The sequence below is a fragment of the Thermanaerovibrio velox DSM 12556 genome, from assembly GCF_000237825.1.
GTDB lineage: Bacteria > Synergistota > Synergistia > Synergistales > Synergistaceae > Thermanaerovibrio > Thermanaerovibrio velox.
The window spans coordinates 1,517,294-1,534,200 of record NZ_CM001377.1; the positions used below are offsets into that span (position 1 = coordinate 1,517,294).

Consider the following 16,907-nt stretch of genomic DNA (forward strand, 5'->3'; position numbering starts at 1 on the left):
CATTACAAAAAGGAGATGGTACCTCCATGAGGCTTAAGGACTTCTCCCTGGCCCGGAAGATGTTTTTTCTGGCAGCGGGAGTGACGGGACTTCTCGCGGCGATGATCCTCACGGTGGCGCACCAAAGCTACTCCATGTTCAACCAGCAGGTTAACTCCCTGGGAATGGAGCTCATCAAGTCCAGGGCGGATGAGGTGGACCGGTATTTCGACGGCATATGGGGCATAGTCAACACCTCCGCAGGCACCGCTCAGCACCTCATTGAGTCCGAGGGTAAGACCCAGGACAGCGACCTTGAGCCCTCCTTCGGCGCCATATACGACAAGGTCAAGGCGGACCCGAACATACTGGACGTGTACATGGGCCTTGAGTCCTCCGGGAAGCTCGCCAGCGGCTCCCACTGGGAGGAACCCCAGGACTACGACTCGCGGAAACGCCCCTGGTACGAGGACGTGCTCAAGGCCAACGGGCCAGTCATAACCGAGCCCTACGTGGACCCGGACACCAAGGAAGTGGTCATAACCCTGGCGGTCCCGGTAAAGGGCAAGGACGGCAGGATGTTGGGGGTTGTGGCGGCGGACCTCATGCTCAAGAGCCTTTCCGAGACCATCACGTCCTACACCATCCTAGGCAAGGGCAACGGTTTCCTAACCACCTCCCAAGGGACGCTGGTGTGCGACCCCAACAAGGACCTGATCATGAAGGAGAACATAACAAAGGCCAGCTCCATGATAACCCCGGAGCTTGCGGAGGCGGGTCGGAAGATGATCTCCGGTGGCCTGGGCTTCGTGGACTACAAGTTCCAGGGGGAGGGCCGCAGGACCTTCTACGCCCCCACCAAGTCCGGTTTCATCCTGGGGGTGGTCTTCCCATCCTCGGAGCTCAACGCCATGGTCAGGAGCCTTGCTATGCGGCAGCTGGTGATGGGGATCTTCACGCTGGTCCTGGTGGCGGGGATGCTTTGGGGGCTTTCCAAGAGCATCGTGGAGCCCGTGCGCCGGATAACCCGGGCGCTTGCCAAGCTTGGGTCCTTGGACCTCACCAGGGATCCGGAGGAGGATTGGCTCAAGGAGGCAGGCAGGTCCAACACCGAGGTGGGACAGATGGCGTTGAGCGCCGTAACGCTTCAGGAGGCCTTGAGGCACGCCATAGGGGACATAGCCCAGGAGTCGGACCGGGCGGCGTCGGCGGCGGAGAACCTGGCGGCCCTGTCGGAGGAGCAGGTGGCGTCGGTGGAGGAGATAAAGGCCTCCATAGACCAGGTGGCGTCCTTGATGGAGTCCAACTCCGCGGCGCTGCAGGAGACCAACGCGGGGATAGAGGAAGTATCGAGCGGCGCCCAGCAGGCGGCGAACTCCGCCACGGACGGAGCGGAGGCGGCGTCTAGGATGTCGGTTCTTTCGGAGCAGACGGTGCGCCAGGTGGAGGAAGTGGTGAAGGCCATAGCGGGTGTTGGGGAGGAGTCCCAGAGGACCTTCGACCGGATCCAGAAGGTGGCGGAGTCCGTGAGCTCCATATCTGGTTTTGTGAACACCATAAGGTCCATAGCGGACCAGACGAACCTTTTGGCGCTGAACGCGGCGATAGAGGCGGCTCGTGCGGGCGAGGCGGGCCGTGGTTTTGCGGTGGTGGCGGAGGAGGTTCGCAAGCTGGCGGAGGAGTCCGCCATGGCGGCGAAGGAGGTAGAGGACCTCATAGCGCCGCTGCAGGCGAACACCGAGGAGTCCCTGAGGGCCACGGAGCAGTCGAAGAGGTCCATGGAGGACACGGTGCGCCGGGCCCACGAGGCGATGGACCGTCTGTCGGAGGTTCTAGATCAGATAAAGGTGATAAACGACGCCATGCAGAACATAGCGGCCACGTCGGAGGAGCAGGCGGCGGCGGCGCAGGAGATAGCCCAGGGTATAGACAACGCCACCCAGGGGACCATAAACGTGGTGAACACCGTGGAGGTTATCCGGCACTCCACGGAGGAGACCGCGAGGGCCAGCGAGGCGGTGGCCCAGGAGGCCCAGACCTTGAGCCACACGGCGGACAAGCTGAAGGGTTTGGTGTCCAAGTTCCGGTACGGCGAGGCGGGCTTGAGCCTAGGACCGGGCAAGCTCTAGCGCTATCCGAAACGCGAGGTATCTGGAGATAGCCGCAAGGGAGGGGCCTTTTTCCCTCCCTTGCCCGGAACGCAGGGGACAAGATCTGCGGTACCTGAAATCAGCAGGGATCAGGGAACCACCACATCCCGTCCTCTAAGGGCGAACCATACAGTCCCAAGGGCACCGAATGCACCAGCAACCGCAAAGTTTACAACCGGTGATAGGGCGAACAGGGCAGGGGACAGGAAGGCCGCTATGGAAACCACCACGTCCCTCATAAGGTAATAAGCGCCGAAGGCGGATCCCTTAGCCTCATCCGGGGCCAGGTCCATGATGAGGGCTTTCCTTGTGGGCTCCCCGAACTCCTTAAGGCCCCGGACGACAAAGGCCAACGCAAACGGCCAAAACCCACGGCAGAACGGCAGCATCAAGGGGAATGCGGTAAAGAAGCAGAAGGTCATGAGAACAAAGGGTTTCTTCCCATACTTGTCAGCCATGGCAGCCACGGGGACATAGACCAAGACAGCCACAGCCATCTCTATAGCGGTGAGCACGCCAAATTGAACCGCCGAAACTCCCCTGCTCATTGCCCAGAGCACCACAAAAGGATAGGGTATCTGTTCGGCAAAGCGTATGAGTACATCGGATACGAGAAGCATCCTAAGGTCCCCCCTTATGAGAGACAGGGACTCCCGAACCCCCATCTGTCCCCTATCGGTCTGGGACTCGGGAGGGACCATCCTCCAAAGGAAGCCCACCGATAAGACCCCCATGACCGCCGCAGCCCCAAGGGCGGTCCTTATGCCCGCCACTTCCCCCATGTGGGATATGAGGTATCCCCCTATTATGGGTCCCAGCGCCATGGGGATTCGCCTTACCAGGGAGTGCATGGACACCCCCATGACCCTTTTGGACTTGGGGACCGACTGGCCTATCAGATCCATCATGGCGGGCAGAGTGACCGCGGTCCAGGATATGAAGAAAACCGCTCCCAACAGGACCCCCCACCAGGTTCCAAGCCATATCACCAACAGGTAGCCGAAAACCGCCCAGAGGGAGAAGAACACCAGCGCCCCTTTAGGCCCGATCCTGTGGCTCAAAATACCCCCCGGGAGTGAATAAAGGGCGGACAGGAGGTTGTCCATGCCGTTCAGAAAACCGACTGACCACAAGGAACCGCCAATGGCCATGAGATAAACCGGCAGAAACCTTTCGGACATCTTCTCCCCCATGCCCATGAGCACCACCATCACCAAAGCAGCTCCAGTTGATCTGTTTATAGCAAGGAAACCAAGGATCCTCGACAAACAAGACACCCCCATCCGCCCAACCCATAGGCTAAAGCCGATTAAATTGCCCCCATGATAACAGCAGGGCTGCGAAACTTCATTGTATATAGGTTAAGCCCATACCCCGCCAGGACAGCGAAGCTCAGGCGCGGGGAGCTTGGAGCCTTGCGCAATGGAAAGACCCCGTCCTTCCGGACGGGGTCAGACAAGATTACAGCGGAGATCAAGGGCAAGGGCCCCGCTTGGAAGACTACTAAGGCCTGTTCAAAAGCTAGGATATCCGTCCAAACCTGGAAGCTGCCCCCAGTTCATCTTCGATCTCAAGCAGCCGGTTGTACTTGGCGATCCGCTCGCTCCTGCAGGCGGAACCGGTCTTGATCTGGCCGCCCCCCATGGCCACCGCGAAGTCCGCCATGAAGGTGTCCTCGGTCTCCCCGGACCTGTGGGATATCACATAGCCCCAGCCAGCCTTGCGGCAGAGCTCTATGGTCTCTATGGTCTCGGTGACGGTGCCGATCTGGTTCAGCTTGATGAGGACCGCGTTGGCCGCCTTGGCCTTTATGCCCCTACGTACGAAGTCCGGGTTCGTGACGAACAGGTCGTCCCCCACGATCTGAACCTTGTCACCCATCTTGGCGGTCATCTTGGCGAAACCATCCCAGTCGTTCTCGTTGAGACCGTCCTCTATCGAGGCTATGGGATAGGCGGAGCACCAACGACTGAAGAGCTCTATCATCTCATCGGTGCTCTTCCTACCCTGGCCGGACTTGGAGAGGTTGTAGGAGCCATCCTCGAAGAAGCTGCTCGCCGCGGGGTCCAACGCGAGGAATATGTCCTTGCCGGGCTCGTAGCCCGCGGCCTTTATGGCCTCCACTATGACGTCACAGGCCTCCTCGTTGCTCTTTAGGTCCGGGGCAAAACCGCCCTCGTCACCAACCCCAACCGCATAGCCCTTCTTCTTGAGGATCCCCTTGAGGGCGTGGAAGGTCTCGGCCCCCATCCTCAAGGCCTCCCGGAAGGACGGAGCCCCCAGGGGGAAAACCATGAACTCCTGGAAGTCCACGCTGTTCTCCGCATGCTTGCCACCGTTGAGGATGTTCATCATCGGGACCGGCAGGGTCCTGGCAGCAGGCCCCCCCAGGTAGGCGTAAAGGGGAAGGTCACAGTACTCCGCCGCCGCCTTGGCAGCCGCCATGGATACCCCCAAGATCGCATTAGCGCCCAGCTTGCCCTTGTTGGGGGTACCGTCAAGCTCTATCATGGCCCGGTCGATCGCCGCCTGCTCCCGGCAGTCCATCCCTATGACCACGGGGGCTATGACGTCGTTGACGTTCTGCACCGCCTGGAGAACCCCCTTGCCACCGTAACGTCCCTTGTCCCCGTCCCGAAGCTCCACCGCCTCGTTCTCCCCCGTGGAGGCTCCGGAAGGCACCGACGCGTCAACCTTTATGCCGCACTCCAGCTCCAGCTTGACCCTAACGGTGGGGTTGCCCCGGGAATCAAGTATCTCCAATGCCCTGACGTTGGTTATGATAGCGCTCATGTCAGATAATCCCTCCCGATCTTTGGCCCGCTCTCTCTCATAAAACAGGCTCTCTCTCACAAAGGCCTCTTAGTTCACCCGACTTCACACCACCGGGCGACCCTAAAAATATAGTACATAAATGGGGTTTTTAAAAGCCTTTAACCCATTTCTCATCCCTTATGCACATCCCCTTGAAAGGATCACCCTCGATCCCTGGGAAGACATGCAAAAAGGGCGGGAGCCCTGCGGCCCCGCCCCGATGGAGTTCAAACCGGTCCCGTTCAGGACTTAGAGGAAGACACCCCGCATCTTGACCGCATCGGCCACCCGCTTGATGGCCACCATGAAGGCACCCTTCCTCATGGGCACGTTGTGCTCCTTGCTGTAGTTCCAGACCCTCCAGAAGTTGTCCGCCATCAGGGTGAGGAGCCGCTGGTTGTACTCCTCCTCGGTCCAGAAGAAGCCCATGAGGTCCTGAACCCACTCGAAGTAGGAGCCCACCACGCCGCCGGCGTTGGCCAGGAAGTCGGGGACCACGATGACATCCTTCGGAAGCGCCGCGTCACCCTCGGGGGTAACCGGGCCGTTGGCACCCTCCACTATGAACTTGGCCTTGATCTTGTGGGCGTTATCCCCGTGAATGGCACCCTCAAGGGCGCAGGGGCAGAGCACGTCCGCATCGAGGTAGAGGATGTCCTCTCCGGGCAGCTTCTGAAGCCCCGGCTGGTCGTAACCCTCCAGGAGATGCTTGGGGTGATTGGTCACGTAGTCGAAGGCCTTCTGGATATCGATGCCGTCGGGGCAGTAGTAGCCGCCGGTGATGTCGCTTATGGCCACCACCTTGGCACCCATCTCGACCAGGGTGAGGGCGCAGTAGGTGCCCACGTTGCCGAAGCCCTGTATTATGGCGGTGGAACCCTTGACGTCCCTGCCCGCCGCCTTCAGGACCTCGCGCACGCAGGTGGCCACGCCGCGGCCCGTGGCCTGGGTACGACCCTTGGAACCCCAGAGGGAAACGGGCTTACCGGTGAAGATGGCGGGCTCCAGCCGGTTCCTCATCTTGCTGATGGTGTCCATGAGCCAAACCATCTCCTGGCCGCCGGTGTTCACGTCCGGGGCGGGCACGTCGGTCCAAGCACCCACCAGGGGCTCTATGCGGGCCGCAAAGGTCCGGGTGATGCGCTCCTTCTCAGCGGTGGAGAGCTCCAGTGGGTTGCAGGCCACACCACCCTTGCCGCCGCCGTAGGGGATTCCAGCCAAAGAGCACTTCCAGGCCATGAGACAGGCCAAAGCCTCGCACTCCTCCAAGGTCACATCCGGGTGGAACCTGAGCCCACCCTTGGCGGGACCCAAAGCGGTGGAGTACTGAACCCGGTAACCCTCGAACACCTTGACGGTGCCGTCGTCCATGGTGACCGGGATGGAAACGCAAAGCTTACGCTCCGCCCTGCTCAGTATCTCGATGAGCCCGTCCTCCAGCCCCATCTCCTCCGTGGCGGCATAGAAGTTCTTGAGGGCCGTGTCGAGCAATACGTTGCTGGAAGTCCTCTTTGTAACAGCCATTCCGAATCCCTCCTTATTTTTTTAGGCCTAAGGCCATGAAGGAACCCAACCTAAAAGGTTTGTGAACTAATCTCACAAACCCCGTGGATATTCTATTCCAACCACCCTGTTCCGTAAAGAGTCAAACGGGACTGATTTTTTAGAAAAAATAAGAACACATTCTAAATATGAATAACACTTTTAGGCTAAATCACCACATCGATTCATGGCACCGGGATGCTGAAGGCCCAGCCGGCCGATCAGATCCTCCATGTCCTCCATGAGGGGGGCCGTGAAGGACGCACCCCTGAGATCCCCAAGGGACGCCTCATCCGGGAGGGATATAAACCGGGCGTGCAGCATCGGACGGCGAACCCCCTGCAGCCTAACCCCGTAGACCGGGTCCCCCACTATGGGGAGCCCCGCATGGGCCAGGTGAGCCCGGGCCTGATGTTTGCGCCCTGTCACCAGGGTCACCTCCACCAGCGAATAACCGCCGTGCGTGCAGAGGGGCCGCACCAGGGACAAGGCCTCCCGCCCCTCCCCCGATACCGCGACAGGCCCACCATCGCCGGCATAAAGGGGAGCGTCTATCCTAAAAGCCCCTCCGCAGCGGCCCTTGACCACCGCCCAGTAGAGCTTCCTTATGAGCCCTTCCCGGAACATGCGCTGGAGCTCCCTGGCGAAAGGCTTGGTCAAGGGCACCAGCACAACCCCCGAGGTGTTCACGTCCAACCTGTGGGCCGGCACCGGTCCGGTGCGGCCGATGAGGCGCCAAACCTCCTCCGGCAGGCTCGTACCGTTCCCGCTTCCCCCGGGCTGGCATATCCAACCCGGAGGCTTGTTGGCCACCAAAAGGACCTGGTCCATGTGGATAACCCATGATGGCAGCACCCTTGACTCTCCCCTGACCACACAGGACTCTTCCCCCTTGGGAGCCACTGGCTCATCATCCCAGGGTACCGTAAGCTCCTGACCCGCCACCAGCCTCTTAGAACAGGAGACCTTCATGCGGTCCAGCCGGACGTCGCCCCGCCGTATGGCCCCCATCCTCAGCCCCATGCCCACCGAGGGCCACCAATCCCTGATAAGCCGGTCCAGCCTCCTGCCCTCCTCCTCCGGCGGTACCGTGTACCTCCTCATGCGCCACCCTCACCGCCAAGGGAGTCCGAGATCTCACCGCTCCAAACCCGCCTCTGAAGGGCCTTGTGAAAATCCGATATCACCTGGCCATCCCTCAGAGCCGATATGCCCTCCCGGCAGCAGAAGACCTGAAAGTCAAGCTCGTCAGCGGCGGAAACTATCAAGGCCTCCGGGGTCGAAGGGAGCACCGGGGAGCCAAACTCCTTCTTGCCGTGGTGGCTCAGTATTATGTGCCCCAGGTGCAGCCTAAGCACGTCCCTCAGACCATACCTGTCCGCCAGCTCCTCGAACATGCAGTACCCCATGGCTATGTGGTCTAAAACGGTGCCCTCCAGGGTGGCCTCCGGCAAAGGGCTCATCCGATAGGCCCTGAGCTTGCCCAGGTCGTGAAGCAAGGCACCCCCCACCACCACGTCCCTGTCCACCCGATAGCAGCCGCAAAGGGCAGCGGCGGCCTCCGCCACCGACACGGTGTGCTCAAGAAGCCCCGAGGCATAGGCGTGATGGTTCCCCACCGCGGCGGGATAAGAGAAGAAATCCCGCCTCAAAGGGCCCTGAAAGACCGACTCAAGAAACCCTCGGACCTCATCACCACAGGACCCCACCAAAAGGTTGAACCGCTCCTCCAGATCCTCCTGAGGATACGGGGATCTTTGAACGAAATCGTAAGGGGGGTACTTCTCCTGACTGACCAGGTATATCCTATCCGCCGTGGGCTGCAGGGCCTTGTTGAACTCTCTCACGGTCCCAATAACCCCTATGGACAGACCTCTCAAGGGGGGGACCTCCTCCGGCTCAAGCCTTACCCCCTCGGGGACCTCCCGCTGATCCAACCACTCACAGCTGCTCCAGGCCCTTATCTCCATGCTGCCGGTCTGGTCCATCAGCGAAAGGATCCAGTACCTCTTGCCGTTCTTGTCCAGCTTTACCTGCTCGTCCGCCACCGCATAAACCCCCCGAAACCTCCCTTTCTCAGAGGGCTTTAAAGTGATCACCTGGGCAACCGTCATGTTCCCCATGCCGCTTTCCACCGAAACACCCCCAAAAATTAAATAAAAATTATACCATCTAAACCTTGAAGCTCTGGCCCCCATGGCTTAATCTTAAACTGGATCCACGGCAAAGACTTTGGGAGTCAAAAGGGGGTACCAGGCCTGAGGTGGTTAACCGCTCCTCCCATAATATCCATCCCCATAATTGTCGTCATCTCCCTCTTGGGGTCCGGTTCATCCGAGAGCCTACCTCTTTCCGTGTGGGCGGTGTTCTTATCATCCTACTTAACCGCCACCGCATGCTACGTGATGAACTCCACCGGCAGCTCCATGGGGCAGTTCTGCTGCAACCTCTCCGCCCAGGGGCTGCTGCTGGCCTTCGTCTCCCCCGCCGCGGGGGCAAGCCCAGTTCTCGCGTGGCTGGGGGTGGCACTGGCCTCCGCGGGCATGGTAGGGCTCATAAGCTGCATCCAGAAAGCCCACAACCCCCTAAAAAAGGATCTCCTTGAGGGACCTATAAGCATATCGGACCTTCAGACGGAGCTCAAGTCTATGGAAGATTCCATAGACATCACATCGAAGATACCCCTGCCGGCCCTTTGGGCGAGGGACGGAACCGTGGAGTCCGCAAACCGGGAGATAAAGCTACTCCTCGGAAGGGACGACATCGAGGGAAGTGGGCTGAACGAGATAATAAACCCGTCCCTCCACGAGCTCGACCTCGGCGGAACCGGGTGGCTTGTCTTCAGGAAGACAGTAGAAGGAGAGGACGTCGTGCTTCTTGCCCCCAAGGGGGACGTGTCCGCCGGGGACAGCTCCGAGTTCGTGGACCCAAAGACCGGCCTTTACTCGGACCGCTACGCCAGGAAGCGGGGGGAGGAGGAGATAGAACGGGCCAGGCGCTACCGCCGCTGGCTCTCCATGGCCCTGCTGAAACTGGAGTTTGAGAACCTCACATCCGGTCCACTGCCCCAGTCCATGATGGATGAAGCCTACATGAAGTTCATAGGGTTGGTTAAGAAGACCATCCGGACCACCGACATGGGCTTCCGCCTAAAGGACGGATGCGTGCTGCTGCTGCTCCCCGAAACCCCCTCTTCCGGCGCGAGGACCCTGTTCGGACGGATCAAGACACAGGTGGACAAGATAATCGAAGAGGGAAGCGTAACCCCCTTCAGGATCAACCTCCTCGGGGGCTTCTCCTTCTACGGCGGTAACGGCACCACCTCCTACAGCCAGATGCTGGAGGAGGCCTACTCCAACCTGGCGCTAAACGAGGACTGAAGAACCTATTGACATTAAAATTCACAAATGATTCGGATTTCGCATGGTGTATCATTGTGCTCAAGGGGACAAAACCCCATAAAGGTTGTCTGTTGGGGTCTTACGGGGGACACCCCACGAGGACCTGACAAAAAAGGACGAGGAGGGGATAGAGTTGTCCAGTTTCTTCGACGGCCTCTACAGCGGCAGGGTGGCAGACCTTAGGCCATCCCCCATAAGGGAGATGCTTCACCTGGTGCGAAGGCCCGGGGTCATATCCTTCGCGGGAGGCATGCCCGATCCCGAGGCCTTCCCAGTGGACCTCTTCTACGAGGCTGCGGGGATCCTCAAAAGCCAGGGCAAGGACGTGCTGCAGTACGGCACCACCGAGGGATACGGCCCACTGAAGGACTTTCTCATACATTGGACCGCCCCCAGGATGGGACGCAAGCTGGAGCACGACGAGATGCTCATAACCGCCGGCTCCTCCCAGGTCTCGGACCTTCTCTGCTGGGCCCTGATAGACCAAGACGACCTGATACTAATAGAGGAACCCTCCTTCCTCGGGGTGTTCCTCAACATGCACAACCACGGGGCCAAGTTCCTCACCGTTCCCTGCGACGACGAGGGCATGATGGTGGACCTCATCCCCGAGAAGGTGGAGAGGGCCCAGAAAGAGGGCAAGAAAGTAAAGCTCTGCTACACCATAGCCAACTTCCACAACCCCTTGGGGACCACCCTCTCCCTGGAGAGGCGCAAGAAGCTCATCGAATACGCCCACCGCTACGGCTTCGCCATCATGGAGGACGACCCCTACGGCTACGTGAGGTTTGAAGGGGAGCACCTGCCCACCCTCTTCTCCCTGGACGACCGGGGGGTGGTGGTGTACGCGGGCTCCTTCTCCAAGATACTGGCCCCGGGGACCAGGGTCGGATGGTGCTGCGGCAGCCGGGAAATAATCCGCAAGATGGCCATCTTCAAGCAGGGGGTGGACGTGTGCACCAGCCTGGTGGCCCAGGCGTTGGTCTACGAGTACTGCCGGCTGGGGCACCTGGACTCGTTCCTGCCCAAGATAATAGAGCACTACAAGAAGAAGCGGGATGCCATGGAGGACGCCATGCGGGAGCACCTTCCCCTTGACCTGGTCCACTGGGTAAAGCCAGAGGGGGGCTACTTCTACTGGGTCAAGATGAAGGGCATAAACAGCGACGAGCTATTCAAGCGGGCGGTGGACAACCAGGTGGCCTTCGTGCCCGGAAAGGCCTTCTACCCCAACCGGGACGGGGGAGAGAACGAGCTCAGGCTCTGCTACACCTTTGCCTCCCCTGAGCAGACCCAGGAGGGGATGAAGCGCCTTGGAGAGGCCATGAAGGGGATGGCGGGTTGACATCTCTCGCTCATGAAGACGTCATAGCCGCCGTATCCACCCCTTGGGGAGAGGGCGGCATAGGGATAATAAGGTTGTCCGGCAGGGGGAGCGCCCAGGTGGTGGATAAGGTCTTCAGGGGACGCTCCCCCCTCTGCTCCACACCCCCTTGGACCATGAGGCACGGACACCTGGTATCCGAAGATGGAATCCTCGACGAGGTCCTGGCGGTGCGCTTCGAGGCCCCCAGGAGCTACACCGGCGAGGACTCCGCCGAGGTGCACTGCCACGGTGGTATCCTGGTGGTCCAAAGATGCCTGAACGCCCTCATAAACGCCGGGGCAAGGCTTGCGGAACCCGGGGAGTTCACAAGAAGGGCGGTCCAAAACGGCAGGATGGACCTCACCAGCGCAAGCGGAGTGCTGGGCATGATAAGGGGCTACAGCGATGAGGCCCTTAAGGCTGCCTCCAGGTCCCTTACGGGAACCACCCGGCGGGAGATGGAGGAGCTCTTGCAGTACCTAATATCCATCACCGCCCTTCCCGAGGCACTGCTGGACCACCCGGAGGAGGAGCTCCCGGACCTGGAGCTGGAGCGCCTGCGGACGGGGCTTATGGATGCGGCAGGCAGGCTCCGGGACCTGGCCTACAGGGGAGAGGCCGGGATGGCCTTGAGCTGCGGCATCAGGGCCGCCCTGGTGGGACGCCCCAACGTGGGGAAGTCCTCGCTCCTCAACAGGCTGGTGCGGGAGGCAAAGGCCATCGTGACCCCCATACCCGGCACCACCAGGGACCTAGTGGAGGCGGCGGTGATCCACAAGGGGGTCCCCCTCAAATTGGTGGACACCGCGGGCATAAGGGACTCCCAGGATCCCGTGGAAATGCTGGGGATCCAACGGGCAAAAGAGGCCATGGTTACCTCCCAGATCCGCATTCTCGTGCTAGATGGTTCAACCCCCCCTTCCCAGGAGGACCTAAAGCTGCTCACCTCCCTGGAGAAACCCGCCCTGGCAGCGCTCAACAAGAGCGACAAGGGGATACTCCAGGAGTGGCTGGACCTTCTTGACCGCCCCCAGGAGATACCTTATTTTGAGATATCCGCCCTAAACGGGGACGGGGTGGAGGAGCTCAAGGACCGCATGGTGGAGACCTTCTTCTCCAGGGGCTCCCTGGAGGGGGCGGTAAGCCTCTTCCGGCACCAGGTGGACAGCCTCAAAAGGTCCGCCCAGTGCCTAGAGGAGGCGGCCGGCGCATCCTTCCTGGACGCCATGGTCCACCTGGCCTCAAGGGCAAGACAGCACCTAGGGGCCGCCATGGGCAGGGACACCACGGAGGAGCTGCTGGACTCCATATTCTCGAACTTCTGCATAGGGAAGTGATCCCCATCTTACTAAGGTGAGATCTTCGGAAGGAGGTGGCGCCATTGCCAAGCTTCACCGAGTTCTCGATCAAAAGCTGTTCGATGATAGTCCAAAGCGCAGGACACAGCGCCCATAGTCTAAAGGAGCTAAGGGACGGGGTGGAGGCCGTGCCCCCCCAGTCCCTCATCTACCACTTCTACGGTTACCTCATGAGGCCCCGGGCGGAACAACTCCATCACAACGATCTTGCCGCCTGGGTCAGCCAAAGCGTGGGGGAACAGGCCTCCGCGGAGAGGCTTGACGCCCTCAACCCCTCTTACTTCCCGTCAATCGAGGACCTGAGGGAGGCGATCCTGGACGTGCTGGACGAGCCGGTGACCTCCGGGGCCTTCCTCGGCTGGGCCATGGCCAGGAGCCGTTTCTACTTTCTCATGGCCACCACGCTGGTGTTCCAAACGGGACTATCCGCAAAGGATCCATCGGAGCTGGCGGACAAGCTCTCCCTATGCCACCCTGCCAGCGCCTTCTACCACTTCGTGGACGCCAGGCTGAGGACCGGTTGCGGGGACGATTTTTCCCTATGGCTCCTATCCTGCGGCATACCACAAGAGGAGGTGTCGGGCCTCATGAGCATAGACCCGTATCTCATGTCCCTCCAGACCCTTAAGGATCGGATAGTGGAGGAGCTGGGCCTCATAGGACGGAGGTATCGGTCATGAGTCTCCTGGACCTCTACGTGGAACACTGCGGCGCCGAGGAGGTGAAGCTCCTCCGGCAGATGGGGGAGATGCTGGAGGGACTCAGGCTGGTGCACGTGAACTCCACCCGCCGGGGAGGAGGGGTGGCGGAGATCCTGGAAAGGCTGGTGCCGCTCCAAAGGGAGCTGGGCATAGACTCCAGCTGGGAGGTGATCGAGGGGGATCCCGACTTCTTCGAGGTGACCAAGGCCTTTCACAACGCCCTTCAGGGCAGGAGGCAGCACGTCTCGGACTCGATGATCGCCGCCTACGAGGCGGCTAACCTGAGAAACTGGACGGCCATGAGGGATAAGCTGGAGGACGCGGACTTCGTGTTCATCCACGACCCCCAGCCCGCCATGATGGCGTCCCTCTCAACCGCCCGAAGGGGAAAGTGGATATGGAGGTGCCACATAGACGCCAGCAACCCGGACCGCAAGGTGTGGAGGTACCTGGCAGGACACGTAAACCACTGCGACGCCGCAATCTTCTCCCTGCCCGACTTCGCCCAGCCCCTTGATATACCGGAGTTCATAATCCCCCCCGCCATAGACCCCATAAGCCCCAAGAACCAATACATATCTCCCGAGGAGTGTGAGCGGGTCCTGGAGTCCCTGGGGATCGACCTTAAGGACCCATCACATCTGGTGGTCCAGGTCTCCCGGTTCGACCGATTTAAGGATCCCCTTGGGGTAATAAGGGCCTGCGAGCTGGCCCTGCGGCGGGTTGGGGACTTACGGCTGGTTCTAGCGGGAGGAGGGGCGGACGACGACCCGGAGGGTGCCGCGGTCCTGGAGGAGGTGAACCGGTGCGCGGAAAGGCTGCCCTTCGTGAAGGTCCTTCTGCTGCCACCGGACGCCCACATGGCTATAAACTCTCTCCAACGTTCCGCACAGGTGGTATTTCAAAAGTCCACTAAAGAGGGCTTCGGCCTTACGGTCTCGGAGGCCCTTTGGAAGGGGAAACCCGTCATCGGAGGGGATACGGGGGGCATAAGGCTTCAGGTCTTAAACCAGATCACCGGCTACCGGGTGCAAACCCCCGAAGGGGCTTCCCTCAGGCTGGTGGAGCTTTTAAACAACCCGAGGGAACGGGAGCGAATGGGCAGGGCGGGCCGGGAGCTGGTGAAGGAGCACTTCCTCATCACCAGGCTGCTGCGAAACCACCTTTCCCTGATGCTCGCCCTTCAGGCCGGGTCTGGCTCCGGCAGGGTGGAGGTGTTGTGATCCTATGATCCCAGCCCTGGCCCCTTTCTTCTCCTGGGTAGCAAGGTCGAAGGAGCCCGCGCTTATGCTGGACTTCGACGGAACCATCGCCCCGTTCTGCGATAACCCCTTAAGCGTAAGACCCTACCATGGGATAAGGGAGAGGCTCCGCTTGATCGCGCACTCCGGCACGAGGTTGGCGATGATAACCGGCAGGCCCGCGTCTCAGCTAAAGAGGGTGCTCAACGACTGGGATTTCCCGTTCAACGTATTCGGATGTCACGGCGCGGAGGAGATGAGGCCTGGAGGCGATATAACCAGGGTCCCCTTGGAAGCGGAGGTCCAAAGGGCCCTCAGGATCGCCCACTGGAGGGCCCTGAACGTCCTGCCCCCTTACAGGGTTGAGCGAAAGGCCTCCTCGGTGGCAGCCCACTTCAGGGGCATAAGCCCAAGGAGGGCCCGCAGCACCAGAGGGGCTCTGGAGCTCCTTTGGATGCCCCTGACCGCCAACGGGAAGCTCCAGATAATACCGTTTAAGATGGGGTTGGAAATACGGCTGTCCGGGGTGAGCAAGGCGGACGCGGTCAGGAGGTTTATAAAGCCGCCGGAGGCTTCCGCTTACCTTGGAGATGACAGGACCGACGAGGACGCCTTCGGGGCGATCAGGGGTAAAGGCATAGGCATCCTGGTCAGCCGGACCATAAGGCCCACCATGGCATCGGCGTGGATAACCCCTCCGGACGAGGTCTTGGGTTTCCTTGACCTATGGATTCGAGCTGCGAGGGTTAAACTAAGCACATGAGGGATGATGCGCTTCTTATCCTTTGAAAGGGGTGAGGAAGTTGAGTCAGAACCACGGATCGAAAGGGTTCATCGTGGTCTCCAACCGCCTGCCGGTGGTTCTCGAGGAGCAAAACGGAACCCTATCGGTAAAAAGCGGTTCCGGGGGGCTCATCTCCGCCCTCTCCCCCGCCCTCCGGGATCGGGGGGGCAGCTGGATAGGCTGGCTTGGAACCAGTGAGACGGTAAGGATAAAACACATCAAATCCCTTCTGGGTCCCATATCGTCCCAAAGCGGATACAGGCTCCTGCCCATATTCATGACCCACCAGGAGGTTAAACTCTTCTACCAGGGCTTCTGCAACGAGATCGTATGGCCCCTTTTCCACGACCTCCAAAGCCGGTGCCGTTTCGACCCCACCTACTGGGATACGTACCTCAAGGTTAACCAGAAGTTCGCCAAGGTCACGGTGAAACACAGCGACCGGTGGAACCTCATATGGGTAAATGACTACCACCTCATACCCCTTGGCAAGATGCTGAGGGATAAAAGGCCCAACTGCGCCTTCTTCCTTCACATACCGTTCCCCCCTCCCGACATATTCATGAAGCTCCCCTGGCGCCAGCAGGTGATGGAGCAGCTGTTGAGCTACCGGCTCACCGCCTTCCAGACCGACAGGGACGCGGACAACTTCCTAAGGTGCTTCAAGGAACTAAACCCCAGGTCCAGGGTGATGACCCGAAAGGGAGGGGGCAGGGGGTTCAAGCTAAGCCATCAGTGGGAGACGGTGGTTGGGGCCTTCCCCATAAGCATAGACTTCCGCTACTTCGAGGGACTGGCCAAATCGCCCGCGGTGAGGAAGAAGGCGGATCAGATCCGCCGGGCCCACCAGGGGCGAAGGATCATGCTCGGCATCGACCGGCTGGACTATACGAAGGGCATACTGGAGAGGTTCAGGGCCTTCGAGCTGCTGCTCCAGAGGGACCCGTCGCTGCTTGGGAAGGTGACCCTGGTGCAGCTGCTGGTTCCAAGCCGAGAGGACGTTACGTCCTACAGGAACCTGCGGGAGGAGATAGATAGGGAGGCTGGGAGGATAATCGGACGCTTCGCCACCTTGGACTGGATACCCATAACGTACATGTACCAATCGGTGGGGCAGGAGGACCTGGCGGCCCTCTACAGGGCGGCCCACGTGGGGCTAGTGACGTCCCTCAAGGACGGCATGAACCTGGTCTCTAAGGAGTACTGCGCATGCCACCCGGACAACGACGGGGTGCTCATACTAAGCGAGTTCGCAGGATCCGCGGTGGAACTTGGAGCTGGGGCCATAACGGTGAACCCCTACGACATGGAGGGGATGGCAAATGCGATGCAAAAAGCCCTGTTCATGCCTGATGAGGAGCGGAAGCGGCGGATGTCCCTGATGAGACGCAGGATAAAGGGTTGGGACGTGTTCCGATGGATGGACTCGTTCCTAAACACCGCCGCAGGACTTACCTTGAGCAGCCTTCCAAAGAGGGAACTGCCGCCGATAATAAGAAGACCCCGAGCCCCCCTTGACGGCGGAAGGGGAGCGTCAGGGTCCGTTTAAACTAGCTTAAATCATAGAGTTC

At 60.3% G+C, this 16,907-nt stretch carries 13 protein-coding genes; 8 read left to right on the top strand and 5 right to left on the bottom strand.

Annotated elements, in window-relative coordinates; genetic code table 11:
- Positions 1 to 26: 26 nt before the first annotated feature.
- Positions 27 to 2,108 (top strand): methyl-accepting chemotaxis protein, encoded by a 2,082-nt coding sequence (locus THEVEDRAFT_RS07310; protein ID WP_006584081.1) that lies wholly within the window; start codon positions 27 to 29, stop codon positions 2,106 to 2,108.
- Between the two features lie 110 nt (positions 2,109 to 2,218).
- On the opposite strand, the gene THEVEDRAFT_RS07315 is transcribed toward THEVEDRAFT_RS07310, so the two are convergent.
- From THEVEDRAFT_RS07315 to THEVEDRAFT_RS07335, 5 genes are all read right to left on the bottom strand, one after another.
- Positions 2,219 to 3,397, bottom strand: coding sequence for an MFS transporter (locus THEVEDRAFT_RS07315; RefSeq protein WP_006584082.1), 1,179 nt, complete (start codon positions 3,395 to 3,397; stop codon positions 2,219 to 2,221).
- A gap of 253 nt (positions 3,398 to 3,650) precedes the next feature.
- On the bottom strand, positions 3,651 to 4,922 hold the full coding sequence (gene eno, locus THEVEDRAFT_RS07320) for a phosphopyruvate hydratase (RefSeq protein ID WP_040825415.1): 1,272 nt from the start codon (positions 4,920 to 4,922) through the stop codon (positions 3,651 to 3,653).
- 270 nt (positions 4,923 to 5,192) lie between these two features.
- Complete coding sequence (locus THEVEDRAFT_RS07325) at positions 5,193 to 6,467, bottom strand: Glu/Leu/Phe/Val family dehydrogenase (protein WP_006584084.1); 1,275 nt, start codon at positions 6,465 to 6,467, stop codon at positions 5,193 to 5,195.
- A 180-nt stretch (positions 6,468 to 6,647) separates the two neighbouring features.
- The gene (locus tag THEVEDRAFT_RS07330) at positions 6,648 to 7,589 is read right to left on the bottom strand and encodes an RluA family pseudouridine synthase (protein WP_006584085.1); all 942 of its coding nucleotides are present in this window, start codon (positions 7,587 to 7,589) and stop codon (positions 6,648 to 6,650) included.
- Entirely contained in the window at positions 7,586 to 8,620 is a 1,035-nt protein-coding gene (locus THEVEDRAFT_RS07335; protein WP_245522640.1) for a 3'-5' exoribonuclease YhaM family protein, read from the bottom strand. Before THEVEDRAFT_RS07335 ends, THEVEDRAFT_RS07330 begins: the two co-directional genes overlap by 4 nt.
- 183 nt (positions 8,621 to 8,803) lie before the next feature.
- On the opposite strand from THEVEDRAFT_RS07335, the gene THEVEDRAFT_RS07340 reads away from it, so the two are divergent.
- The 7 genes from THEVEDRAFT_RS07340 (at position 8,804) to THEVEDRAFT_RS07370 (ending at position 16,885) form a co-directional block, all read left to right on the top strand.
- Entirely contained in the window at positions 8,804 to 9,865 is a 1,062-nt protein-coding gene (locus tag THEVEDRAFT_RS07340; RefSeq protein WP_245522641.1) for a GGDEF domain-containing protein, read from the top strand.
- 154 nt (positions 9,866 to 10,019) lie between these two features.
- Entirely contained in the window at positions 10,020 to 11,231 is a 1,212-nt protein-coding gene (locus THEVEDRAFT_RS07345) for an aminotransferase-like domain-containing protein (protein WP_006584088.1), read from the top strand.
- Positions 11,228 to 12,589 (top strand): tRNA uridine-5-carboxymethylaminomethyl(34) synthesis GTPase MnmE, encoded by a 1,362-nt coding sequence (mnmE, locus tag THEVEDRAFT_RS07350; RefSeq protein WP_006584089.1) that lies wholly within the window; start codon positions 11,228 to 11,230, stop codon positions 12,587 to 12,589. The genes THEVEDRAFT_RS07345 and mnmE overlap by 4 nt, the downstream gene beginning before the upstream one ends.
- A 35-nt stretch (positions 12,590 to 12,624) precedes the next feature.
- Positions 12,625 to 13,290, top strand: a complete 666-nt coding sequence (locus THEVEDRAFT_RS07355) for a DUF5752 family protein (RefSeq protein ID WP_425358257.1) — start codon at positions 12,625 to 12,627, stop codon at positions 13,288 to 13,290.
- Positions 13,287 to 14,534, top strand: a complete 1,248-nt coding sequence (locus THEVEDRAFT_RS07360) for a glycosyltransferase (RefSeq protein ID WP_006584091.1) — start codon at positions 13,287 to 13,289, stop codon at positions 14,532 to 14,534. The genes THEVEDRAFT_RS07355 and THEVEDRAFT_RS07360 overlap by 4 nt, the downstream gene beginning before the upstream one ends.
- 4 nt (positions 14,535 to 14,538) lie before the next feature.
- Positions 14,539 to 15,315 carry a trehalose-phosphatase gene (otsB, locus tag THEVEDRAFT_RS07365; protein WP_006584092.1) on the top strand — a complete coding sequence of 259 codons (777 nt, stop codon included), beginning with the start codon at positions 14,539 to 14,541 and terminating at the stop codon, positions 15,313 to 15,315.
- 31 nt (positions 15,316 to 15,346) lie between these two features.
- Positions 15,347 to 16,885 carry an alpha,alpha-trehalose-phosphate synthase (UDP-forming) gene (locus THEVEDRAFT_RS07370; RefSeq protein WP_425358258.1) on the top strand — a complete coding sequence of 513 codons (1,539 nt, stop codon included), beginning with the start codon at positions 15,347 to 15,349 and terminating at the stop codon, positions 16,883 to 16,885.
- Positions 16,886 to 16,907 lie beyond the last annotated feature (22 nt).